Origin of the sequence: Serratia rhizosphaerae, assembly GCF_009817885.1 — a bacterium.
GTDB lineage: Bacteria > Pseudomonadota > Gammaproteobacteria > Enterobacterales > Enterobacteriaceae > Serratia_B > Serratia_B rhizosphaerae.
The window spans coordinates 3235598-3260151 of sequence record NZ_CP041764.1 but is presented as its reverse complement, the minus strand read 5'-3'; the positions used below and the strand labels follow the sequence as shown (position 1 = coordinate 3260151).

22 protein-coding genes and 2 pseudogenes are annotated in these 24554 nt (G+C 55.0%); 7 read left to right on the top strand and 17 right to left on the bottom strand.

Annotated elements, in window-relative coordinates:
- Nucleotides 1-265: 265 nt before the first annotated feature.
- From FO014_RS15205 to FO014_RS15150, 12 genes and pseudogenes are all read right to left on the bottom strand, one after another.
- Nucleotides 266-814 (bottom strand): tyrosine-type DNA invertase, encoded by a 549-nt coding sequence (locus FO014_RS15205; RefSeq protein WP_160030136.1) that lies wholly within the window; start codon nt 812-814, stop codon nt 266-268.
- Nucleotides 815-1427: 613 nt separating this feature from the next.
- Entirely contained in the window at nt 1428-2159 is a 732-nt protein-coding gene (locus tag FO014_RS15200; protein WP_160030135.1) for an SDR family NAD(P)-dependent oxidoreductase, read from the bottom strand.
- Nucleotides 2160-2163: 4 nt separating this feature from the next.
- Nucleotides 2164-2412, bottom strand: a complete 249-nt coding sequence (locus FO014_RS15195) for an acyl carrier protein (RefSeq protein ID WP_160030134.1) — start codon at nt 2410-2412, stop codon at nt 2164-2166.
- A 37-nt stretch (nt 2413-2449) separates the two neighbouring features.
- On the bottom strand, nt 2450-3244 hold the full coding sequence (locus tag FO014_RS15190; RefSeq protein ID WP_160030133.1) for a MaoC family dehydratase: 795 nt from the start codon (nt 3242-3244) through the stop codon (nt 2450-2452).
- On the bottom strand, nt 3234-4496 hold the full coding sequence (locus FO014_RS15185) for a beta-ketoacyl-[acyl-carrier-protein] synthase family protein (protein WP_160030132.1): 1263 nt from the start codon (nt 4494-4496) through the stop codon (nt 3234-3236). The genes FO014_RS15190 and FO014_RS15185 overlap by 11 nt, the downstream gene beginning before the upstream one ends.
- Nucleotides 4489-5889 (bottom strand): efflux transporter outer membrane subunit, encoded by a 1401-nt coding sequence (locus FO014_RS15180; protein WP_160030131.1) that lies wholly within the window; start codon nt 5887-5889, stop codon nt 4489-4491. Before FO014_RS15180 ends, FO014_RS15185 begins: the two co-directional genes overlap by 8 nt.
- Nucleotides 5886-7834 (bottom strand): annotated as a pseudogene (locus FO014_RS15175) (ABC transporter permease). The gene FO014_RS15180 and the pseudogene FO014_RS15175 overlap by 4 nt, the downstream one beginning before the upstream one ends.
- Nucleotides 7834-8988, bottom strand: coding sequence for an efflux RND transporter periplasmic adaptor subunit (locus tag FO014_RS15170; protein ID WP_160030130.1), 1155 nt, complete (start codon nt 8986-8988; stop codon nt 7834-7836). Before FO014_RS15170 ends, FO014_RS15175 begins: the two are co-directional and overlap by 1 nt.
- Nucleotides 8988-11141 (bottom strand): peptidase domain-containing ABC transporter, encoded by a 2154-nt coding sequence (locus FO014_RS15165; protein ID WP_160030129.1) that lies wholly within the window; start codon nt 11139-11141, stop codon nt 8988-8990. The genes FO014_RS15170 and FO014_RS15165 overlap by 1 nt, the downstream gene beginning before the upstream one ends.
- 21 nt (nt 11142-11162) lie before the next feature.
- Nucleotides 11163-12110 (bottom strand): lysophospholipid acyltransferase family protein, encoded by a 948-nt coding sequence (locus FO014_RS15160; RefSeq protein ID WP_160030128.1) that lies wholly within the window; start codon nt 12108-12110, stop codon nt 11163-11165.
- A complete protein-coding gene (locus tag FO014_RS15155; protein WP_343039559.1) occupies nt 12110-12658 on the bottom strand; it encodes a DsbA family protein in 549 nt (182 codons plus the stop codon). Before FO014_RS15155 ends, FO014_RS15160 begins: the two co-directional genes overlap by 1 nt.
- Nucleotides 12659-12983: 325 nt before the next feature.
- Nucleotides 12984-13184, bottom strand: a complete 201-nt coding sequence (locus FO014_RS15150) for a DUF4762 family protein (protein ID WP_160030126.1) — start codon at nt 13182-13184, stop codon at nt 12984-12986.
- Between the two features lie 475 nt (nt 13185-13659).
- Here FO014_RS15150 and FO014_RS15145 point away from each other — a divergent pair, with 475 nt between their 5' ends.
- The 3 genes from FO014_RS15145 (at nt 13660) to lldD (ending at nt 17679) form a co-directional block, all read left to right on the top strand.
- Nucleotides 13660-14580: a LysR family transcriptional regulator gene (locus FO014_RS15145; protein ID WP_111736537.1), complete on the top strand. Its 921-nt coding sequence runs from the start codon at nt 13660-13662 to the stop codon at nt 14578-14580.
- A 332-nt stretch (nt 14581-14912) separates the two neighbouring features.
- Nucleotides 14913-16493, top strand: coding sequence for an L-lactate permease (locus tag FO014_RS15140; RefSeq protein WP_160030125.1), 1581 nt, complete (start codon nt 14913-14915; stop codon nt 16491-16493).
- Between the two features lie 46 nt (nt 16494-16539).
- Nucleotides 16540-17679 (top strand): FMN-dependent L-lactate dehydrogenase LldD, encoded by a 1140-nt coding sequence (lldD, locus tag FO014_RS15135; protein ID WP_160030124.1) that lies wholly within the window; start codon nt 16540-16542, stop codon nt 17677-17679.
- A gap of 35 nt (nt 17680-17714) precedes the next feature.
- On the opposite strand, the gene actS is transcribed toward lldD, so the two are convergent.
- Nucleotides 17715-18470 carry an amidase activator ActS gene (gene actS / locus FO014_RS15130; RefSeq protein WP_160030123.1) on the bottom strand — a complete coding sequence of 252 codons (756 nt, stop codon included), beginning with the start codon at nt 18468-18470 and terminating at the stop codon, nt 17715-17717.
- A 179-nt stretch (nt 18471-18649) separates the two neighbouring features.
- On the opposite strand from actS, the gene FO014_RS15125 reads away from it, so the two are divergent.
- Entirely contained in the window at nt 18650-19288 is a 639-nt protein-coding gene (locus tag FO014_RS15125; protein WP_105232384.1) for a glutathione S-transferase family protein, read from the top strand.
- Between the two features lie 45 nt (nt 19289-19333).
- Here FO014_RS15125 and FO014_RS15120 read toward each other — a convergent pair whose 3' ends face one another.
- Nucleotides 19334-20773 (bottom strand): heavy metal sensor histidine kinase, encoded by a 1440-nt coding sequence (locus FO014_RS15120; protein WP_160030122.1) that lies wholly within the window; start codon nt 20771-20773, stop codon nt 19334-19336.
- Nucleotides 20770-21441: a heavy metal response regulator transcription factor gene (locus FO014_RS15115; protein WP_111736533.1), complete on the bottom strand. Its 672-nt coding sequence runs from the start codon at nt 21439-21441 to the stop codon at nt 20770-20772. Before FO014_RS15115 ends, FO014_RS15120 begins: the two co-directional genes overlap by 4 nt.
- Before the next feature lie 139 nt (nt 21442-21580).
- On the opposite strand from FO014_RS15115, the gene FO014_RS15110 reads away from it, so the two are divergent.
- Genes FO014_RS15110 through FO014_RS15100 form a run of 3 tightly spaced genes read left to right on the top strand, consistent with a single transcriptional unit; the run spans nt 21581 to nt 23584 of the window.
- Entirely contained in the window at nt 21581-22204 is a 624-nt protein-coding gene (locus tag FO014_RS15110) for a DUF5666 domain-containing protein (RefSeq protein WP_111736532.1), read from the top strand.
- A gap of 14 nt (nt 22205-22218) precedes the next feature.
- Nucleotides 22219-22827, top strand: coding sequence for a cytochrome b/b6 domain-containing protein (locus tag FO014_RS15105; protein ID WP_160030121.1), 609 nt, complete (start codon nt 22219-22221; stop codon nt 22825-22827).
- Nucleotides 22817-23584, top strand: a complete 768-nt coding sequence (locus tag FO014_RS15100; RefSeq protein WP_160030120.1) for a molybdopterin-dependent oxidoreductase — start codon at nt 22817-22819, stop codon at nt 23582-23584. The genes FO014_RS15105 and FO014_RS15100 overlap by 11 nt, the downstream gene beginning before the upstream one ends.
- 150 nt (nt 23585-23734) lie before the next feature.
- Here the strand turns inward: FO014_RS15100 and FO014_RS15095 are convergent, their stop codons facing one another.
- Together FO014_RS15095 and FO014_RS24290 are read right to left on the bottom strand one after the other, a co-directional pair.
- Nucleotides 23735-24061: a DUF1493 family protein gene (locus FO014_RS15095; protein ID WP_111736530.1), complete on the bottom strand. Its 327-nt coding sequence runs from the start codon at nt 24059-24061 to the stop codon at nt 23735-23737.
- Nucleotides 24055-24165, bottom strand: a pseudogene (locus FO014_RS24290) (STM2901 family protein); the annotation flags it as partial. The pseudogene FO014_RS24290 and the gene FO014_RS15095, both read right to left, overlap by 7 nt.
- Between the last annotated feature and the right edge of the window lie 389 nt (nt 24166-24554).

The window sequence follows — 24554 nt, the reverse complement described above, 5'->3', positions numbered from 1 at the left end:
CAAAAAATATCAGTCAATAAAACTAACTAATTGCTGACTGAGGCCGTTGCTGGGATTTTTCTGTGTGATTTCATAGGAAGGGTCTTTGTTTGTTTCGTGTGGGCAGTGACGGAAAAATCGCAGATAACACAATGTTTAAAAAGGATTTTTCACAGAGGAAGGGAATTCTACCATGACGAGTGTTGACATTATTGGGGGGCGAATTTAGAGTATGTTGCAATTTAGTTCAAAATGACTCATTAGTAATATTTGGTTACCGACCTAGTTACCAAACTTCTTTAAATCTCCCGGCATTGCTCGCTGTATATAATACAGTGTTCTGAATATTTCGATGTCCCAGATAATCCTGAATCAAACGCGTATCAATACCGCGATCGGCTAATGCATATCCGCAGCCATGACGTAGCATATGAGGGTGCGCATTAACTTCAAGGTTTGCCGCCTGACTGTAATTCCTAATCAGCCAGTAGATCCTCTGACGAGAAAGTCGGGAGCCTCGGTTGGAAAGAAATAACCATTCACTATCAGCACCACGGTAGCTTTTTCTCTTCGCCAACCAGCGCTGCAAACATTTTCTTTCGCGCACGTATACAGGATGAATGGTTGAAAAACCATTTTTTAAACGATGAATGTAAATATTCCCCCCTTCCAGATCGATGTCTGACAGCCGCCAACTGTTGATCTCACTGACACGGCACCCATGAATAAAACACATCCAAATCAAGCAGTAGTCTCGCTCAGGATTCTTACCTCTCAGCGTTGCCTCAAGCAATTTTTCCACTTCGGATGGGGTCAGATGTTTGCGGTTTTTCATAGTGCCTCATTGTTTCTCACAAAGAAAATGTGGATGTATTAATTCCCTCTTTATGTCCACAACTGATGTTTGGAGCCGTTACTCCATCTAAAAGGATAGGTCCTCAATCCTGTGGCGAGTATAACGGATTTGCTTTCAGGTAACAGCCACATCCCATCTCACCCCACTGAGCGTGCAATTATTGACCGACGAGCGTATTTTTCTACCGAGATCAAAAGATAGGTATTAACTATGACGGATTAAACCCGGTGGATTATTCGAACCGATATGGAGTAGATAAAATCCGAACTTCGTGAAGGTGTAATATAAATCAAAAAAACAGGCGGCCGCCATATTTTTCCGATAGAGCCAGAGAAAAAATGATGATAAGAAATAGCTCTGAAACGCCAGTAAAATAGAATATTCTTAACGTAAGATAGAAAACAGCACCAATGATCACCATGTAACATTCACAATAATTATTTAAAATCCGAAAGTGGTTTAATATATATCAGGTATACTTATCAAAATCAGCACCGGTATAATCAATAGCATCTAGTAGGTTTAATTCGGATAAAAAAAGGAACAAGACAGGCTCGTTCCTTTCGTCCAATCACCGAGAAAGCTGATAGCGTCAGGCGGTTAGCCCCCCATCGAGCACCAGCGTTTGCCCCGTCATATAACGGCTCTCAGCCCCGATCATAAACGTCGCCGCGGCGGCAACCTCCTGCGCTGTCCCCAGCCGCCGCAGCGGCACTTGCTTACGCAGCGCTTTTAACGCTTCCGACGGCATGTTACGTGTCATATCGCTGTCAATAATTCCCGGCAGTAAGCAATTGACGCGAATGCCAAAGCGCCCCAGTTCCTGAGCCAAGGAGCGTCCTAACCCCACCATCGCGGCCTTACTGGCTCCGTAGGCCGTTTGCCCGATATTACCTTTAATCGCACTGACTGAGGACATCAGCAACAGTGCCCCCTCCCCCTGTGACATCATTGCCGGCAACAGATGCTTGTTCCAGTAAAACACCGCATTAAGGTTAGTCTCTATAACCTGACGCCAGGTATCTCCATTTTGCTGCATATGCAGCCCATCCAGCGTAACGCCGGCATTATGAATCACCGCATAGGGAGCGCCATAACGGGCGAGTAATTCAGGCGCCAGGCGATCGACATCCTCCTGCTTGCTGCCATCACACTGATAGCCGGCGACCCAGCCAGGTGAGTCCGAGCAAGAGGTAGCCACTTCGATACTGGCCTGCTCATCATTACGCCAGGTAAAAACGATATTCCAACGCTGAGCCAACGCCTCCACCAACGCTCGGCCGATTCCCCGACTGCCTCCGGTCACTAATACCCAGTTATTCATCGGCTTATTTTTTCTGTTCGGCCAGCGTATGGCACAGCTCGCCCAATGTCATCTCGGGGTGCTCAATAAACATTTCTGCGCTCAGCGTGGCGCCAAACTCCCGCTTAGCCAGCACCATCATCTCAACATAGTCCAGGCTATCCAGCTTCAGCTGAAGCAGCGGCATATCAGGGGAAAGCTGAGACGCGTCAAGATCTTTGGCATCGCAGATCATCTCACATAAGGTGTCATAAACTTGTTGATACTTTTCCATGGTTATATCCTTATTTATCAGTATGTTTTTATGCAGTCTACCGTTGCGTATAACTCGCCGTTTTTAACGTTACCGCGCTCGCCAATAAAGGGCTTTGCGGCGTCCAGCACTGCACTTCTATCCGTACCACCAGCCCGCTGTCGCCATCACCGACAATCAGTGACGGCAATATGACGTAAGACAAGGCATCGTCGCCACAACACAGTGCGCCGGACGCCAACAAATCAACGTTAAAATGCACGTCATGATGCGTCTGTACCACCGACAGTTGTGCAAAAACATCAATCAGCGTCCGCGCCTGCATTGTCGGCAATCGTTCTTTTATTGCCGACAAGATTTCCGCCGACGACACGATACGTTGGAACAGCAGCGCATCCAAAAAGCTCCATTGCAGCAGAGGTGCTCCCGGGAAACGCCGGCCAAGTGCTTCGACATCCTGCCGTTTCAGCCGCTGAATATGGGGAACATCAGCAATGTCAAACGCAACAGAAGGGACCAATTTGGCGCTGAAACAGCTCTCACCGCTGCGCTCATCCAGCAACCTGCCACTCGCCTGATACTCCGTGGCGACGACGTCCAGCCGATAATCAAGGCCGCAGCGTACCGGCTGCCGCAGTCGGGCGCTAAAGCGGAAAAAGTGCGCATCCGGCGGTACAGGCCGCAATGCCTCGCTTAAAGCCTGCTTCATGTCCAGCATGGCGCGCATACCGTGCACCGTCAGCCGCTCACTGCCAAGTTTGCGCGCCCATTGCAGGTCAAAATGTATCGGGTTGTAGTCACCGGAAAATGCCGCCCATTGCTCCGCATCGCTACGCGTATAGTTACACCGCATCGTTACCCCTGCCGATAACCAGTGCCGCATTGGCACCGCCAAAGCCGAAACTCAGGTTTAGCGTATTGTGCAATGACGCCGCCCGGTGCCCTTCGCTGATGTAATCCAGATCGCAGGCCGGATCGGGATTTTTCAGGTTACAGGTCGCCGGCATCAACTGATGTTCCATTGCCTGTAAGCAGATAATCGACTCAAAGCTGCCGGCAGCGGCAATCAGGTGGCCGGAATAAGATTTGGTGCTCGATAGCGGCGTGGTATATGCCGCCTTGCCAAAGGCCAGTTTAATTGCCTCGGTCTCATTAAGATCGTTCAGCGGCGTCGATGTCCCGTGCGCATTGATGTAATCCACGTCATGTACACTAATGCCGGCCTGCGCCAACGCCCGCCGGATGGTTTTCACTCTGGCGACCTTATCGTCTGCCGGTGCAGTGAAATCAAACGCATCAGAATAGTTGCCGTAGCCTTTTATCTCGCCAAGAATCACTGCGCCACGCGCCAACGCGGCATCACGCTCTTCCAGACACAGCACCGCCGCGCCTTCCGACAGCACAAATCCGTTGCGATCCAGACTAAATGGGCAGCAGGCTTTGGTGATATCCTGCTGCTCACGCGCCAACGCGCGCAACACGTCAATATCCCACACAGCCGGGTCGGAGCGCAGCGATTCACCAGCGCCCGCCAGTATCATGGAGGCGCGCCCATGGCGGATTGCCTCAAACGCATCGCCGATAGCCATTGTGCCGGTCGCACAGGCGGCGATTGGCGTATTCTGATAGCCGCGCAGCCCCCACAGCAAACTGCAGGCAGCGGTCGCAACATTCGGCATGGAAAGGAAACAGGCAAAAGGCGACCCTAACCCGCTGCGCTGATACATATCAAAGGTGTCATAGCTTTCATCCTGTCCGGCCCAGCCGCTGCCAATAATCGCGCCGCACTCCAGCGGGTCGTAGTAATCGACGGGCGCAGCCCCCTGAAACGCCATCTCGACGGCTTCTTTGGCCGCTCCGAGTGCCAAACGCGCAAAGCGCGGCAAACGACGCCGAATCGCCGCCGGTACTGACTTCAAATCAGGTTCTGACGCGACCACGCCAAAAAAGCGTGACTGAATCCCCGCGGCGGATCGATCGTGATATTGATAGCCCAGGCGATAATCCATCATTGCCGCCCAGCTCTGCTGCGCATTCTCTCCCAGCGGCGTTACCGCACCATAGCCGGTGACCACCACCCGACGTGGCGAAGACATGTTATCCATGAGTATTTCCCTCTGTCATTTCGTCCTTATCCACTGCGCCCCCCAAGGCCAACCATAATTTCATCGTGGCGTTCAGGTAGTTGTATTGCATTTCCGCCAGGCTGTTTTCACTGCTCAAGCGGGCATCCTGCGCATCAAGTAATGTCTGGAACGACACCGCACCGGCGCGGTACTGGCTCTCAGCCAACGTCAGCCGCTGCTGGCTAAGCCGCAAGTTTTCCAACAGGCGCCGTTTCTGCTGCTGATAACTCAGCCGCTGCGCCATCGCGTTATCCACATCAGAAAGTGCGTTATATACCGCACTACGAAACGCAATAACCTGCTGCTGGACATCAAGCTTGGCTTTTTCTGCCGTGAGCCTCATGGTGTTCCACTGTACGAAAGGCAGCGCTACGCTGCTGCCCAATGCTCTGATCGGCTGGCTGAACCACTGCTGAAATATGGCGCTGCCGGCGCTCAGCGATGCCGTCAAAGACAGCGACGGATAAAAATTGAGCCGCGCGACATCGGAGCCGGCCAGGGCGGCTCTCAAACGCCTCTCCGTCCCCTGAACGTCCGGCCTGCGACCGATTACCGCCAACGGTACGCTAGCGGCGATCGGCACGTCCTGTCCGGCATCCAGCGCACGGCGCTCCGGCTGACGTACGTCCGGCGAATTATTGAATAAAATAGCCAGAGCATTACGCGCTGCTTCACGCTGCTGCTGCAGGCTTTGCTGTTGATTTTCCCGGTCGTTCACCGATTGGCGCGCCTGCAAAAGTTCTATTTGGCTGGCGGCGCCGGCGGCATGGCGCGCGTGCACCAGACGAAGCGTTTCCTGTGCGATGCTCATCATCTGTTGCTGCGCATCAAGCTGCTGATTAAGCTTGGCAATTTGCCAATAATAATCAGCGGTATTGCCAATCAGCGTCAGCGCGACGTTTTGCCTATCCAGCTCAGAAGCCTGTACCAACCAGGCAGCTTGCTCGCGCGTACGCGCCAGTTTCCCCCACAGATCCAGCTCATAACTCAGGCTTAGCGACGTACGGTAATCCTCGCTGGCGCCACCGCCTCGCAAGTTCTTGCTGTTGCTGGCACCGCCGCTCAGCGTCACGTCCGGCGTCAAGTTGGTATTGCTCAAGCCGGCTTCCAGACGCGCCTGCTGCAGCTGCAGCCCCGCCTTCGCCAGATCGTTATTGCTGCTGAGTACATGGGCGATTAACTGCGAAAGTTGCGGATCGTTGAAGTTATCCCACCAATGTTCATGACTTGCCAAATAAGCCGGCCCGGTAATTTCCGTACGCCATTGCGCCGGAACCGATACCTCCGGCTGCTGATATTCGCTTTTCACCAGCGCGCCACAGCCGGACAACATCAAACAACTCAACAACACCACGCTTTTTTTCTGTCTCATTCGCGCGCCAGCGCCTCCGTAGGGTGAAGCCGCGCCGCATTGCGCGCTGGGAAAAAACCAAACCCCAGCCCGATCAGCGCAGAGAAACCACAGGCCAGCGCAATCGGCGGCCAGGTGAAGACCATGGTGAATTCGTCGGTAAACCAGGAGAACATAACGCCCGCCAACATCGCTCCGGCGATGCCGACCATCCCCCCAACGTGCAGATCACCATCGCCTCAATTAAAAACTGGCGCATAATGTCCAGCGGCCGTGCGCCGACCGAGAGGCGAATGCCGATTTCATGCGTACGTTCGGTCACGGACACCAGCATGATATTCATCACGCCAACCCCGCCGACCAGCAGAGAAATGCCGGCAATCGCGGTGATCAACAGCCGCATGGAGTCAGACGCCTGCTGAATGGTCTGCGTCATCTGATCGTTGGTTTGAGTGAAGAAATCGCGGCGGCCGTGGAACATCTCCAACTGCAGCTCCACGTCTTTTTGCGCCTGCGCCAGCGCATAGCCATCAACCACCCGCAGTGAGATAGACTCCAGCGGCGCGTCACCCGCCAGACGCTCCTGCAACGAGGTATACGGCATCCAGGCGTTGAGCTGCCCGCCCATAAACGGCCCCTTCTTCACCGCAACCCCGCTGACGCGAAACGGCGTACCGCCGATTTGAACGATCGCGCCGATCGGCTGTTCGCCGTCCGGGAACAGCGTTTTCGCCAATTCGGCATCAATAACGACCACCGGTTCGCGTTCATCGAGGTCGTGCCTGGTTAGCGCATTGCCGCTCACCAACGTCACACCCTGCACGTGAAAATAGTCATCGCTGATGCCGGAAAGCGATGCCATCACCTGCTTTCCGCCGCGAATAATGCTGGTATATTTATTGATTTGCGGCGAAATACCGTCGATATAGGGCTGCTTCGCCAACATCTCCACGTCGTCTATCGTCAGGGAACGCTCAAAGTCAGGCCGCGGCTTATCCCAGCCAAGACCGGGCCGTATCTCCATCGTGCTGGTACCCAACTGGCTGATCTTCTCCAGAATATTCTGGCGCGCACCTTCCCCCACGGCAATGGCGGATACCACTGATGAGATCCCGATAATAATGCCGAGCATCGATAAAAAAGCGCGTACCCGGTGGCCCAACAGAGAGCGCCAGGCCATGCGCACGGCCTCGCGAACGCCTTGCCACAGAGGGGCACGGCCGGTGGCGGTTGCCGCCGGCAATGTCCGGGGCTTATCGTCCTGCATCGCGCTATCATTCAGGCGATCGGCAATAATTTCACCGTCACTGATCTCAATAATGCGCTGCGCCTGTCTGGCAACGTCGTGATCGTGAGTAACGATGATGATGGTATGGCCACTCTGATGCAGCGAATGCAATATCTCCATCAGTTCCTGACCGCTGCTGCGATCCAGCGCTCCTGTCGGCTCATCGGCCAGAATAATTTCTGCACCGTTCATCAGCGCCCGGGCGACGCTGACCCGTTGCTGCTGGCCGCCGGAAAGCTGTGCGGGCTTGTACGTCATACGATGCGGCAACCCCAGCCGCTGTAACAAATACTCGGCTCGCGTCTGACGATCGCTCGCCGGCATCGCGGTATACAGCGCGGGAATCGCTACATTCTCCGCAGCGTTCAGATAGGGCATCAGGTGATAACGCTGAAAAATAAAACCGATGTACTGGCTGCGCAGCTGTGCCAACTGCTCACCGCTGGCCGACTGCGTCGAGAGCGATTTGATACGCATTTCGCCCGACGTGGGGTTATCCAGGCAGCCGATAATATTCATCAGGGTAGATTTACCGGAGCCAGAGGCGCCGACGATCGCCACCATCTCGCCGGCATTAATCATCAGTGAAATATTTTTCAACACAGTGACGGTTTCAAGACCTGACGAGAACTGACGTGAAATATTATTTAACGCAATGATAGGTTCCGCAGCGGTCATTATTGCCCCCCTGCAATCTGCGTCAGCACCACGTCTTCCCCTTCTTTCAACCCGCTTTTAACCTCAACGAACTGCCGGTCGCTGATGCCGGTGACGATCGTGCGCGGCTCAAGTGCCGAGCCCCGCTTGACCTGCACCTGGTAACGGTCTTTTCCCTGCGGCTGCCCCAGCGCCGCCAGCGGGATCCGCAATACATTTTTCTCCTGCGCGGTGATAATAAACACCTGTGCAGTCATCGACGTACGCAGCTGACGCTCAAGGTTGGCAATGGCAAATACGCCGTTGTAATACACCGCCGTCGGCTGCTGACTGGAAGAGGACGTCGGGTTGTCTTCACGCAGCGCTTCATTCGGCGCCTCCTGGATCGAACCCATTACGCTGTCATAGCGGCGTTTGGGGTCAGCCACGACGTAGAACCACAGCGGCTGCCCGACACGCACTTTCAAAATATCGGTTTCTGAGATACGTGTATGCACCGTCATGGTGTCGGCATTTGCCAACACCAGAATCGTCGGAGCGCTCTGCGACGATACGATCGTCTGCCCCTCTTTGGTGACAATGCCCAGCACTTCGCCATCAATAGGCGCCAGAATTCGGGTATAGCCCAGGTTGGCCCTGGCCGTCTCCAGCGCCATTTCCATTTGCACGATCTGCGCTTCATTCATTCGCACCTGAGCAACCTGAGTGGCATATTGTGCCTGCGCTTTTTCCAGATCGCTTTTTACCCCGGCCCCCTCGCGATCCAACTGATGTTGACGCTTTAACTCCAGCTGGTACTGCGTCAGGTTCGCTTCTGAAGCCTGCTTCTGCGCGACCGCGCTTTGCAGTTGCGCTTCCGACTTGCGAACCTCATTTTCCTGCAGCGTCGGATCAATCTCTGCAAGCAGCTGACCCTTGGTCACACGGTCACCCTGTTTGACATACAGTCTGGTCAGTTGACCATTGACCTGTGCGCCAACGTTAACCTGCAGCGACGGCTTCAAAATACCGGTCGCCAGCACGGTTTTTTCAATATCACCCCGGCTGACCACCGCGGTAGGCTCGGGGATATGCTCCGCCGCACTGCGCATGTAGAAACTGATAACCACAACGATGGCCACCACCAGCAACGGCAGTAACACAAGGGCGGCTTTGCGATTTTTCCGTCGTTGCATCAGCAGACCTCTCCGCACGGCATTGCTGACGCTGCCGGCTGCGCCCTAGATGGCGTCATCGCGGCTATCCGGCCCTCAGTCATGCGGTACACCCGATCAAACTTCGGCAACACGCTTTCGCTGTGGGTAACCGTAATCAGGGTTTTGCCCTGCTCACGACAGTGCGCCAGCAGGGTGTCCATCACCTGCTGTGCCGTCTCTTCATCCAGGTTAGCGGTAGGTTCATCCAGCACCAGAATCGGACGGTCGCTGTACATGGCTCGAGCCAGCAGCAGTCGCTGACGCTGCCCCAGCGACAGACCGGCGTGGCTTTCACGAATCAGCGCGTTCATGCCGCCCGGCAGCCTGGCAATCGCCTGCTCCAGATTGAGTCCGCGCAGAGAGCGTTCAATTTGCGCTTTCCGACTTTCGTCGAAGCCTTCATCAAACAGCGTGATATTTTGCAACACGGCGGCATTAAACAAGATATCCTCCTGACTTTGCAGGAAAAACAACGCGTGCGCCTGTCGATAATCAATAGGGACATCGTCAACGATGATATCGCCCTGCTGAGACGGCATCAGGCCGCACATCACTTTCAGCAGGGTGCTTTTGCCGGCGCCGGACTCGCCGACAATGGCGATGCTTTCCCCCCGCCGCAGCGAAAATGACAGGCACTGCAACACCGGTTGCTGGGCGTCATAGGCGAACACGATATTGCGGTAGCCCAGGCTACGGGAAAACGGCGGTGCAGCCGGTGGAACCGACGATGTTTCTGCCGCCTCCTCACCGACAGGGAACAGATCGCGTGCGCGTTTGTCGATCACGTGCAGCTGGTTTTTTTGCAATATAGCGAAGAATATTTTGGTGATATACGAAGTGAAAATCTCGCGCACGAAGCTATAGGCGAAAAACTCCCCGAGGCTTAACGCGCCGCTCTTCAGTAAAGGCAGAGCCAGCAGCATAAAAAACACCATCTCAAGGCTGCCGATCAGCTGATAGATACTGCTCTTGATCTGCTCATAAACTTTCTGCTTTTGCCGGCAGGTAAACAGCGACAGCGCATACTGGGCAAACGCGCCTTTGCGCAGACTGGCCAGCCCGGCGGATTTGATGGTAGAAAACCCCTGGATAGTCTCCAGAATAAAATCGCTCTGCTCGGCGCTTTTTTCCTGCAACTGCTGGGTATAGTAACGATCGCGGTAAATGGCCCATACGCTGACCAGCCCCATCATCGTCACGCCGACGACGGACACCAGCGCCAACAGCGGGCTCATATAACACATTACCCCCAACGCAATCGTCCCGACGATCCAGTCGGTACGCAGACCGTTATCCAGCTCAATTTTTTGCCCGGCGGCCGACTGCCAGTTGGCAAAACGGCTGAATATTTCGCCAGGCGCACGTTTATCAAAAAAGTTTAACGAGTTGGCTAACAGCCGGGAGAAACCGGCCACGCTGTTGAGCACCACGAACCGTTTGATAAAACGCTCTGTAATCACTCGTACGCCAAAAGCTAGCGAGGTAGAGATGACAAACGCCAGCAGGTAGTAAAAATAAGGGAAATCCGTCGCGCCGGCGCTCGAAAAAACATCATTAATCGCGCTGCTGACCATTACCGGCATAATAAACAGCGTAAGAGAAATCAGAAACGCCAGCGTCATCAGGCGATAAATACCCGGCAGGCGCGAGGTTTCCTGCATGCTCATACACGCCAGCGCGCTGAAAGACTGGCTGCGCTTCACCCCCGCCAATGCCGCGGCATCCGGCGGCGTTTCATGATCCAGCACCAGCGCATAGCCGCTGATCTCCTGCTTGAGCGCCTCCAGAGGCAATAACTGCTGACCGATCGCCGGGTTCATCACGCAGACGTGATTGCCTTTACGGTAGGCCAGTAAAACGTAATGGCTGGCGCCATAGTGTAAAATCGCCGGCAGCGGCAGTTCAGCCAGTTCCTGATGCTCAAAAGACACCGGATAGGCAGGAATCGCCAGTTCGCCGAGGATAGTGGTTAACGTCGCCAGCGACATGCCGTGCTGGGAAGCTGGAAAGCGTGTGCGCAACGCTTCCAATGGCGCATCAATGCCCTGTGTTTCCGCCAGCATCGCAATACAGGCCAGGCCGCATTCGTTCGTCTCGCTTTGAAACACCTGCGTCGGGATTATCTTTTCCATGATCTCTTTTACAGTTCCAGGTTATTCATTGATAAAAAACAACGAATGCGCATGCCAGAGCATCCATACCTCAGGACGTTGCCGCAACGCGGTTTCAATAACCTCCGGCAATGCCTGCGGCAGTGCGCCGGCCTCTACCGGCGGAAAAATATGAATCCTGATGCCACGGTCATAATAGAGGTAATAAAACACCACGCTGGCGGACAGCGCGCGCGCCAAACGCACCACGCCGCTGTGCACGTTGGCAGGGCGGCCGAACAAGCGACAAGGCAGTTTCGCCGTTCTGGCGCGGTTGGTGGTCACCGTATAATCTGGTGTAATATCTGGAAAAATAATGATATTTCTCTGATTATCCGCCGCTTCCATCAGTGCGGACGTCAGGTTGCCGGCAATAGCGCGGTTATCATCATGAATCGAGCAGTAATCCAGATTAACGCCGCCCTGTCTGCGTGTCTGCTCCTGATACATCTCGGCACCGGACGATACGATGACCGTCGCCTTGCCAGGAAAGGTATCCCCTCCCACCATCCCGGCCAGGATGTCAGAAACCATATGCAGCGGCGCCAAAATCACCGGAGAACCAGCAGCATGCAGCGGTGCAACCACCTGATTCAGTTGGGCGCTGCAAGACGCCATCTGCGCCAACAGTTGACGATTACGTCCGTAGGTCGCCGCCAGTTCCAGCACCTGTCGCCGACGCATCTGACGAATAAAGTCCACCTGCGGCCCGTCGCCAAGCAAAGAGTGCTGATTGGCGCGTGCCACCGCCGCACGCCCCCGCAACCCGCGATTGACGAACGGCAACCAGCGGCTCGCTTCGCTCACCGCCAAAGCCAGACGGTAATCGGTATGCCGCAGTATCAGGCAGATCAGCCGGGCGCGCAGCCTGAGCACCCGGTGCCATTGGCCGATCGCGCGATCCCACAAGTTACAGGCGCTTAGGTAAACCCATACGGCAACGAAACGCATTACGGCTCCAGCGGGCTATCGTCCTTCAGCAGCGACAACAGCTTTTTGCTAAAGGTAGAGAAATCGCTATCCTGCTGCGCCAGCCATTTTTTATTGACGATAAAGCTCGGGGTAGCATTAACCTGGTAGTACTCGCTAACCGCCGTCATATAAGCCATCAACTCCTTGACGTCCTGTGACTGGCTGACGCTTCGATAGTCCGTACGATCGATGCCGTTATCCTGCAGCCATTGCCCCAGTTGCGCCGGGTCACTCAGATCGAGCCGCTCTTTGATAATCGCCCGGTAGGCGCTTTCACGGTACTTGTCTTCCAGCCCCATCACCGACAGCGTGGCGAACAGCGGCGCATAGGCAGACAGACCGCTGTTTTGCGGGTTGCCAATATGCAGGCGAACTAGCTTGCTGCCAGGCGGCAACTGTGCCTCAAGTTCTTTGACGTTCTTTTCATTAATTGCACAGTAGTGGCAGCCATAAGAGAAAATTTCGACAATTGCGTTTTCTTCTTTTATCGGGCTTTTTTTAATCCGCTCATCGCTAATCGACGTCAATGCCGGCGCCCCGTCATCACCACTATTCGCCCCTACCACAAAATAATGGATATAGGCTGTAGTGATCAGCGAAGAAATAACAACAATAAATAATGTATATGCAATAAGGGGTAATGGTTTTTTAAACATGATTATTCATCCTGAAAAGTAACGTAATCCCATTAAACTGAGGGAATAGATCACCCCCTGTTTATTTAAGGCTAAATGCATATTACGCACATGCCTTAACCTCTACGATACAAAAATCGGATGTGGCACAACACGCCACATCCGTATACATTTTGATTTACTGATATAAATTCACATCAGTTATAAGCAAAATCAATTAACCAATTGGTCGGCATTGTTTACTGTCAACTGCCGGCATGGAAGTCTGATGTATCTTACCATATTTGTCGGTACAGGAACGAACCAGGGTGCATACCTGGTTTGGAGCGGAACCAATCCATTCAAAACTGTCCGTGCAATTTTTTTTGCACGTCCCGCCAATCACCGCTTCCGCTGCCGGCAGAGTTACTTTTTTCATTGCTATATCCTTATGTTTAGCTGCTACGAATTTACCATTGCTTCATCCTGAGGGGATGATTATTTTCAATAAACGCGAAAAAATAACTCACACTTATTAAAATGTAGTTTCCTATTATAGAGTTCTTTGCATATAAAAGCTGAGAGAAGAATAACCATCAGAAATAAGTATATCAATAAGATTTTCATCTAATCATTACGTTATGATGCACTTTGACACAAGGTAATAACAGGATGTTTCTTATTTCACGCCAATGATGTGAGCAAAAAAACAAACTATATATGTATTTTTTATCATATATCATATAAATAACATTGAAGGATAATTCTTATATAATCTCGATGAATCTTGGGATCTGTTCTGCTCCGACCAGTTGACTGGCGCAACCCGGTTAAAACTCTCCGCGAAGGTTTGTTTCCCTGCCAGCAGCCCGTACACTATCCGCAACCACATTGATACAGGACAGCCGGCCGCTATGTTGCCAACCCATGAATACGCCAACGATCTGATACTCTTCGCGCTTATCGTCGATTGCGGCTCATTCAGCAAAGCGGCGGAAAGCGCCGGTATCACCAGTTCCGTCATCAGTAAACGTATCGGCAAGCTGGAAAAATCACTCGGCGCGCGGCTGCTGTATCGCACCACCCGTAGCCTGACGCCAACCGAAAGCGGTGCGATGCTATACCATCATGCCAAAACCCTGAGCGCGCAAATGCAGGAGGCGCTGTATGCGGTCAGTGAAAAAAGCGAAGCGCTGACCGGCACCATACGGATGTCGGTGCCCACCATTTCCGGTGAACTGCTGCTCAGCGAAAGCGTCGCCGAATTTTGCGCACAGCATCCTGAGCTCAAGGTCGAAATGCGATTGGAAAATCGCTTTGTCGATCTGGTCAACGAAGGCATCGATTTAGCGATACGCACCGGCACCATGCCCGACTCCAGCCTGATCGCCAGGCACATTCTGGACTCGCGCTGGGTGATCGTCTGTTCCCCGGCCTACCTTGAACAACACCCGCAGCCGCAAACCACCGCCGATCTGTTGGCGCATAACTGTCTGACCTATACCTATCAAGAAAGCGGCACCGCCAACTGGCTGGTCAAACAGCCCGGCCACGACGATATTCAGGAACTGCAGGTCAACGGCAATCTTTCCGCCAATAATGCCCGCGCCATTCGCAAAGCGGTGATCGCCGGGCATGGCATCGCGATGGTTCCCCGCTGCATGGTGTATGAGGATTTGCAGGATGAAAAACTGGTGGAAATATTAAATGGCCACTGCGGAAAAGTGCTCGGCGTCTATGCCGTTTACCCCTACACCCGTAATTTACCGTTAAAAACCCGCCTGCTGATCGAACATATCATTGGTAGTTATAAAAGGATCAGCCATTATTTTTGAAGGCCGTCACGTTATCGGCCGCCATTCTGGCAGCGGTGAGCGTTCGATTAGGTGATTTTAAGCGATAATCTATGGCTGATTAACGCCTAATAAATGTGACCACGCGCCTTTATCATACAATACCACACGTTAACCTAATGATTTAAATCACAATAAAACACGCACGCTTTCTCTTCTCATTCCAGCCGAATGCTCTGTTCTGTCCGTTCTACAATTGTTGCAAAAATGCAACGTAGAACATCGAATAATGTTGTGATTAGAATAATACCGTGGCAAACATTGACGATTTCCGATCGCCCTATCGCATAAAAATAATAATCGCTGAGGATCCTATGTCCCTGTTTTTCAGTATCGCTCCGATCATCTTATTGATATGGATGATGACGAAACACCAAGGCGTCCCCGCTTATATCGCTCTGCCGTTAACCGCCATTGTGGTCTATGCTTTACAGCTGCTGTGGTTCAACGGCGACTTGCTCCTATTACATGCCAATGTGATTACCGCGCTGGTTGCGGTTTTCACCCCGATTACCATTATCGCCGGCGCCATTTTGCTCAATAAACTGATGCAAATCAGCGGGGCGGAAAACGTGGTGCGCAACTGGCTGGAAAATATCAGCCCCAACCCTGTCGCCCAGCTAATGATCATCGGCTGGGCGTTTGCTTTTATGATTGAGGGCGCCAGCGGCTTCGGCACGCCGGCCGCTATCGCCGCGCCGATTCTGGTTGGGCTGGGGTTTAATCCACTGCGCGTTGCTATCCTGACGCTGGTGATGAACTCGGTGCCGGTCTCTTTCGGCGCCGTGGGCACCCCGACCTGGTTCGGCTTTGCCAACCTGGGGCTGAGCGACGCCGACCTGCTGGACATTGGTCGCCAAACCGCGTTAATCCACACCGTCGCCGGCTTGATCATTCCGATTCTGGCGCTGCGCTTTATCGTTTCCTGGCGGCAGATCCGCCAAAATCTGCCGTTTATCCTGCTGAGCGCACTCAGCTGCACGCTGCCTTACCTGTTGCTGGCGCAGGTTAACTACGAGTTTCCGGCACTGCTGGGCGGCGCCATCGGCCTGGCATTATCGGTGTTGCTGGCCCGCGCCAATATCGGCTTGACGCGCGACAGAACCCCGTCCACCGCTCAGCCGGTACCCTTTGGCCAAGTGCTTAAAGCCATGGCGCCGACGCTGCTGCTGATCGTGATTCTGATCGTCACGCGCATCCACCAGTTGGGGCTGAAATCCCTGCTTAACAGTACCGCTCCGCTGTGGCAGGGCAGTCTGGGATGGTTCGGTGAACTCAGCATCAGCAAGGCGCTGATTATTGAACTGCAGCAGGTATTGGGCACCAGCGCCCAGGCCAGTTATAAAACGCTGTACGTGCCGGCCCTGATTCCTTTCCTGCTGGTGGTGTTACTCGCCATTCCGCTGTTCAGATTAAGCGGCCAACAGGTACATCGGATCTTCGGTGATACCACCCGCAGTATCGGCAAGCCGTTTATCGCCCTGCTCGGTGCGCTGATTATGGTCAATCTGTTGATGCTGGGCGGGGATAACGCGCCGGTGATGATTATCGGCAGAGCGCTGGCCGATACCACCGGTGCCAGCTGGCTGCTGTTTTCCGCCCTTCTCGGCGCACTCGGCTCGTTCTTCTCCGGTTCGAATACCGTTTCAAACCTGACATTTGGCGGTATTCAGCACTCCATCGCCGTCAGCAGCGGTTTGAACGTCAACCTGACGCTGGCATTGCAGTCCGTAGGCGGAGCGATGGGCAATATGATTTGCCTGAACAATATCATCGCCGTCTGCTCAATCCTCGGCATTACTCAGGCCGAGGGCAAGATCATCAGAAAAACCATATTGCCCATGCTGGTTTATGGCGCGTTCGCCGCTGGCATGGCGCTGATACTGGCATTCTGAGCGAATCACAGTAAGTTTAAGTTAACGATAAAGTAAGGGACGCATTATGATCATCTCCGCTTCAACCGACTACCGGGCCGCAGCACAGGCAAAACTTCCGCCTTTTCTGTTCCACTACATTGATGGCGGAGCCTATGCTGAACACACGCTACAGCGCAACACGGCGGATCTGGCCGATATCGCCCTGCGCCAGCGCGTGCTGCGCAACATGTCCGAGCTAAGCCTGGAAACCACCCTGTTCGGCGAGAAACTGGCGATGCCGGTAGCGCTGGCGCCCGTCGGCCTGACCGGCATGTACGCACGGCGCGGTGAAGTGCAGGCGGCGCGCGCGGCCGCCAACAAGGGCATTCCCTTCACGCTGTCGACCGTCTCGGTCTGCCCGATCGAAGAGGTGGCGCCGGCCATCAACCGGCCGATGTGGTTTCAGCTGTATGTGCTGAAGGATCGCGGCTTTATGCGCAACGCGCTGGAGCGGGCGCAGGCGGCCGGGGTTAAAACCCTGGTGTTCACCGTCGATATGCCGGTTCCCGGCGCGCGCTACCGCGATGCGCACTCCGGCATGAGCGGCCCGAACGCCGCCATGCGCCGAGTCTTACAGGCGATGACCCACCCGCAATGGGCGTGGGATGTCGGTATCAACGGTAAACCGCACGACCTTGGCAACGTCTCCGCCTATCGCGGTACGCCCACCAGCCTGGAGGACTATATCGGCTGGCTCGGCGCCAACTTCGATCCGTCGATTTCCTGGAAAGATCTGGAGTGGATCCGCGAGTTCTGGCAGGGGCCGATGATCATTAAAGGCATTCTTGATCCTGAAGATGCCAAAGACGCCGTACGCTTCGGCGCTGACGGTATTGTGGTTTCCAACCACGGCGGCCGCCAGCTGGATGGCGTTCTTTCCACCGCCCGCGCTCTGCCGGCGATTGCCGATGCGGTCAAAGGCGATATCACCATTCTGACCGACTCCGGCATCCGCAACGGGCTGGATGTGGTGCGGATGATTGCGCTGGGCGCCGACAGCGTCCTGCTGGGGCGCGCCTTCGTGTACGCGCTGGCGGCGGCCGGCGAAGCCGGAGTGGCGAACCTGCTGGATCTGATTGATAAAGAAATGCGGGTCGCGATGACGCTGACCGGCGCCAAAACCATCGGCGAGATCACCCGGGATTCGCTGGTCAAAACGCTGTAAGTAAAAAGGGCCGGCGTAATTGCCGGCCCTTGCGTTTAACAGGAAGGAACACGCCCCTGCGGCGGTAAATAACGTAGCGGATCCAGCGCCGTCGCGCGATAGCGAATCTGGAAATGCAGGCGGACAGAATTGGCGCCGCTGCTGCCCATGGTGGCAATTTTCTGCCCGGCTTTCACATCCTGCCCGTTACGCACCAGCGTAGTGTCGTTATGCGCATAGGCCGAAATAAAATCTTCACCATGCTTAATCATGATCAGATTGCCGTAACCGCGCAGTTGGTTGCCGACATACACCACTTTGCCCTTGGAGCTGGCGTAAACCGGCTGCCCGCGGCGGCCCGCAATATCGATACCCTTATTACCGCCGTCAGAGGTTGAGAACCTGGCAACGATCTTGCCATCGGTCGGCCAGCGCCAGCAGCGTGAGACGCCCGGCGGCGGCGTACTCTTCGTCAGCACGCTGCCGGAGGAGCGACCGCCGGATTTGCGGCTTGTGCTTTTCGCCGTCGCGCCGGGGCTGACTTTTAATTTTTGCCCGACGGCCAGACTATAAGGCGGACGGATATTGTTGGTGCGCGCCAGCGTGCTGACGTCATTGCCGGTAATCCAGGCGATGTAATACAGCGTATCGCCACGCTGGACGGTATAGGAACTACCGCTGTAGCTGCCTTTAGGCAATTTATCATAATCACGGTTGTAGCTATTTTTGCCTGAGCAGCCCGCCAACAGCAGGCCAAGCGTCAGACACACCGCCAGACGGCGCCACGCCGCAGATATATTCCCTCTGCTCAAAACCTATCCTCAATCAGCCGTATGTCAATAATGGTATACGCAAGGTGCATAATAACCGTCTATGTTAACACCTGAAAACGGGCAGTCAAAAAGCGGGCTTTCCCGCCATCATTCTATTTTCGACTTTTCTAATGGAACGCTCCCGTTAGCGTACATCAATTGGCAAGAAGGACAGATTCATGCTGGAAGTTTGGGGAAGAAAGAGCTCATCCAATGTACAGGCGCTTATGTGGTGCATTGGCGAGCTGGGTTTACCGTATCAAAGACATGACGTCGGGCACCGATTCGGCGGCACGGACAGCGACGAATTTTATGCGCTGAACCCGAACCGTACCATCCCCGTACTCCGAGATGGCGACCTCCCGCCGCTGTGGGAAACCGGCGCCATCCTGCGCTATCTGGCAAACCGTTATGCACCGGACGAATTCTGGCCCGCCGACTTAATCGCCAGAACCAATGTAGACCGCTGGATGGAATGGTCAAAACTGAACGTAGCGCTGCTGTTTACCGCGCCGATCTTTTGGCGCGTGGTGCGTACGCCCGCAGCTGAACGCGATCCCGCCGCGATCGACCAAGCGCTGCAGGCCTTTGAGAACAAACTGATGATTGCCGAACAGCGCCTCGCAGGCCAGACGTTTTTGGCTGGCGACACATTTTCCGCCGCAGATATCCAATTCGGGCACGTGCTGTATCGTTACTACGATATAGACATCGACCGACAACCACTGCCAAACCTGCGCAGCTACTACGATCGGCTGACGGAACGCCCCGCCTTCCGCGAACACGTTATGGTGTCTTACGAAGCATTAAGGGCTTAATACGTCGTCTGCCGAAGGGAAACGGCGCATGACGGGAGCCGGTTTTTACCCTCTCCCGTCATGCGCCTCCTGCGGATTTGCCGGAAATAGCAGGCTGAACACGATTTGGGCGGCCGGCGGCTGCGGGTAACACTGGGCACAGGCCTCGCCACCGTGCAACGTCATGATGGCGCGTACAATTGACAGCCCAAGCCCGCTGGCCTGGCTGCTGCGTGCGGCGTCAGCGCGATAGAACCGGTCGAACAGTTTATCCAGGTGTGCGGCGTCGATTGGCGCCCCCTGATTGATCACCCGTACCACGCACGCGTCCCCCTCCGTCCCGGCCCGCAGTATGATTTGGCTGTTCCCATCGGCATAACGCACCGCATTGGCGACCAGATTGCTCAGCGCCCGCTGAAAAAGCATGGCATCGGCCCACAGCCGCCCGCCCCCTTGGCAAGTCAGCTGAATACCACGCTCTTCTGCCAAGCCTTCAAAGTAATCAGCCACCCGCTGCAGCTCCGCCGCCATATCCAGCGTGCGGTAATTCAGCGCGGATTGCGCGTTGCCGGCACGGGCCAGAAACAGAATATTCTCCACCATGCGTGAGATACGCTCCAATTCCTCCATATTGGTGGAGAGCAGGGTTTCATACTCTTCTACGCTGCGGGGCTGGTACAGGGCCACCTGACACTGGCCCATCAGAGCGCCTACCGGCGTGCGGATCTCATGCGCCAGATCGGCGGAGAACTGCGTCAAGCGCTGATAGCCGTCGTTTATCCGGTCAAGCATGGCGTTGAATGACACTATCAGCTGCCGCAGTTCCTGCGGCGCTCCGTGCACGCTCAGCCGGGTTGACAGCGTACTGGGCGCGATCGCCGCCGCCTGCGCCGCCATGCGCCTTAGTGGCCGCAGCTCACGGCGCATCACCCAGTATCCCAGCAGCGCAATGAGCGCGAAGGCCATCCCCACCGCCGCCAGCACGCGCCACAAATAACGCGCCAGCATTTTCTGTTCGTTGGCCATCACATGCGCCACCGAAATTTGCAGGACTTTGCCGTCCTCCAGTTTCACCAGCGCCGATGCCAGCCGGATCGGCACGCCCTGCGGCGTCTCTCCGGCGCGCACTGCCTTCAGCCGCTGCGGCTGACCGACCGGCGTTGGCACCACCGATGGCAGCGTCAGCCTGGCCGGGTTAACGTTGATTAACGGTTTTTGCCCCTGCAGCTGGAAGATCAGGACGTCCTGTTCGTTGCCCAGCATATTTTCGAACAACCCGGTATTGGCAACCAGCCGCTCCACTAAAAAGCGCTGACCCAGTAATTTCCGGTAATAGTCGATACGTCCGGTCACCTGCAGATCGCTGCGGTTGACCATTTCCTGACGCATCGCGCCATACAGGTAGCTGCCCGCAGCGCTGACCACCAGCGCCGCCACCACGGCGAACAGGATGGCGCTGCGTAACGTCAGGGACATCGTCCGCCAGCGCCGGGCCAACGTACTCATGGACGCGCCTCGCAGACGTAGCCGATACCGCGCACGGTATGAATCAATTTGATCGCAAATGGCCGGTCGATTTTGGCGCGCAGCCGCTTGATGGCGACATCCACCACGTTGGTATCGCTGTCAAAATTCATATCCCAGACCTGAGAGGCAATCATGGTGCGAGACAGCACCTCCCCCTCCCGCCGCACCAACAGATGCAGCAGCATAAACTCTTTATTGGTCAGCGGAATCAGCGTCTCCTGACGCATCACCTTGCGCCGCAGCACATCGATGTGCAGATCGGCGATCGCGTAGTGATCGGACTCACGCACCGTGCCGCGACGCAGCAGCGTGCGCAGGCGCAGCACCAGTTCGGTAAACGAAAACGGTTTGACCAGGTAATCATCGGCGCCCAGCTCAAGGCCGTGGATCCGGTCCTGCACGCCGTCGCGCGCCGTCAGAAACAGGATCGGCACATCGCTTTTCTTACGCAGCACCTCAATAATCTGCCAGCCATCAATTCCGGGCAGCATCACGTCCAGCACGATGGCATCGTAGCCATGCTCCAACGCCCGGAACAGGCCATCGGTGCCGTTACGCGCCAGATCAACGCCGTATCCGGCCTCCCCCAGCCCCTTTTTCAGGTAATCGCCGGTGCTGGTATCGTCTTCAACCACTAATATGCGCATTCTCACCACCTCACTCTTTCTGCAAACAGAGTAGCAGTTTCAGCCACGCGGCTTGATGACATTAATGTCATCAAACAGACATGGTGCTGTCCCAATCCTTCAACCATGCTTAATCGGCAATCAACCACAGGAGAACATAATGCTTACTCAACGTCGTATTGCCGGTTTACTGCTGTCCGGCCTGCTGATGTGCAGCGGTATTGCCGCCGCGCAAATGCCAGGCAAAGTCATCGCCCCGCTGCGCGGCACTATCGATCAGGTTTCCGCCACCAGCCTGCAGCTGACCGACCGTAAAGGGGAAAAGGTCAGCGTGAAACTCAACGACCAGACCAAAGTGCTGAGTGTATCGAAAGGGTCGACCGCAGATATCAAACCCGACAGCTTTATTGGCACCGCAGCAGTCCCACAGGCCGACGGCAGTCTAAAAGCGCTGGAGGTTCACGTCTTCGCCGCCAGCCTGCGCGGTTCCGGCGAAGGCCACTCCCCTTGGCAATCCGCCGATGGCAAAGTCGATACCATGACCAATGGCACCGTCGGTAAATTGGTGAACGCCAACGGCCGCACCCTGACGGTCAATTACAACAACCAGCAAAAAACCGTCATCGTGCCGGACGGTACGCCGATTGTGACGCTCGATCCCGGCGATCGCAGCCTGCTGCAGCCCGGCACCCATATCGTGCTGTTCTCTGCCGCTGACGACAAAGGTGAACGCGTCGCTACCCGAATTTCCGCCGGTAAAAACGGTACCGTACCGCCGATGTAATGCGGGAGGGCGTGATGAAAGCACCTATGTCGCGACCGGTGCACCGCTGGCCGGTCAGAATCACCCACTGGGTTAATCTGTTCGCCATGACGTGCATGTTTATGAGCGGCTGGGAGATCTACAACGCCTCGCCGCTGTTCGACTTCCGCTTTCCGCCCGCCGTCACGCTCGGCGGCTGGCTGGGCGGCGCCATTGGCTGGCATCTGGCGCTGATGTGGCTGCTGGCATTCAACGGCCTGTGCTATCTGCTATGGAGCCTGTGCAGCGGCCATTTGCGTCACGATCTGCTGCCGTTGCGCCTTGACGCGCTGCGGCGTGATATCGGGCTGGCGCTGACGCTGCGGCTGCAACACCGCCACGGCAAATACAACGCGATTCAAAAGCTGATGTACCTCGGCGTTGTGGCGCTCGGTCTGCTGCTGGTGCTCTCCGGGCTGGCGATCTGGAAGCCGGTGCAGCTGTCCTGGCTCGTGGCGCTGTTCGGCGGTTTTGACACCGCACGCTATGTGCATTTTTTCGCCATGGCAGCGGTCGGGTTGTTTGTCATCATTCACCTGCTGATGGTGATCGTCGTACCGCGCACGCTGTGGGCCATGCTGGCAGGAGGTAAACGTGAAGGATAAAAAGCCGTCTCCCCGCGCGCCGACGCTGGAACCGGATCAGAAAAAACAGCTGGTGAATCTGCAGCGCCGGCTGCTACTGCGCTCTGGCCTGACTCTGGGCGGCGTGGCAATGCTGACCGGCTGTAATCTGCAAGACGGCGATCGGGTTGATAAAGTGCTGTGGGCGATGTCACGCTGGAACGATCGGGTCCAGGCCTGGCTGTTCAACGGGCAGCGCCTGGCGCAGACCTATCGTCCGGATCAGATCACGCATCCTTTTCCGTTTAACGCCTACTACCCGGAATACAACGTGCCGGAAGTCGATTTGAGCGGTTATCAGTTGGAAGTCTCCGGCAAAGTAGCGAAAACAGCGCCGTGGACCCTCGAACAACTGCAGCGCCTGCCGCAGCAGAGCCAGATCACCCGCTTAATCTGTATTGAGGGCTGGAGCGCGATTGGCCAGTGGGGCGGCGTGCCGCTACGCGTCTTTCTGCAGCATGTTGGCGCCGATCTCAACGCGCGTTACGTCGGTTTTAAATGCGCGGATCGCTACTACTCCAGCATTGATATGGCCACCGCGCTGCATCCGCAAACCATTCTGGCGCTGGATTTTGCTGGTAAGGCGCTGCCGGCGGAATATGGCTACCCCTTGCGGCTACGGGTGCCCACCAAGCTGGGATTTAAAAACGCCAAACATATCGCCGCCATTTTCGTCAGCGACACCAACCCCGGCGGCTATTGGGAAGACCAGGGCTACAACTGGTTCAGCGGGATTTAAAGCGCGGGAGAGGCTTATCGACCAGGAAATTCTGGCAACGTCCATCCAGGGTGCTCTCACCGCCCTTTTTTTGGCCACTTGAACTTACGTTAGCGAACCAAACGATGAGCAAGGAGAGCACCGCTGATGTGCCTAATTCGATAATGAATGTTAATCATACAGCCAGCGACCGGCCTTGGCAGACTCCGCGAACATACGCACGGTAAGAGGTTTTTTGGACTGCTTAACGGGTTTTGTCGTAAACCATTTGCGGAAAAACCATGGGATCGCCCACGGGTAATAACATTCAATATCCAGTATGGACACATCAATATTGAATGTTTCGCTGTACCTATCTATTGCCGGCGCCAAGTCATCTATCTCTGAGAACTCTTGTAAAACGGTATCCAACTCAAGCGGGACAGGCTTCAAACGCAAAGTAGTAACCATGGGCAGTTCTTTACGAAAAAACGCTAAAACATCCTCATCAGTTACCATAACTTGTCACTCCCACGAGCTATCGTGTTGTACTTAACCGTTGCTTTAAATGCAATTGCAGCAATATCGCCGGCAAGAATGCCCCATCCTACAACAGGCACGGCGAAACGCTAGCAGAGCCTGCATATCGTGTGCAGGGACGAAAATCACCATGAACCTGTTTAGTGACATCGGACTTAAATACGCCTTACTGTGAGATTTCTGTGAGTGTTTAGAGCCTGTGGCACGGCTTGGTTTTTCTTGTTGTGCTATCGCGGTAAGACGCTGTAACGGCCGCCAACGGTTTTATATGCTCACAGATCTAACACACCCCAGACGGTAGCAGCTACAGGCGTCGTTCAATTGAGCGAAGAGCAGTGCAGATGAGGAATTATCTTTCTGATAGTGCTTACAAGTCAGATAGTTGATTGATAAGAAATGCGTGGAGCGGGTGAAGGGAATCGACTAATAATTCCTCAAAGCCCCGCGCCATACGCTTTCGTTATTTCCATCG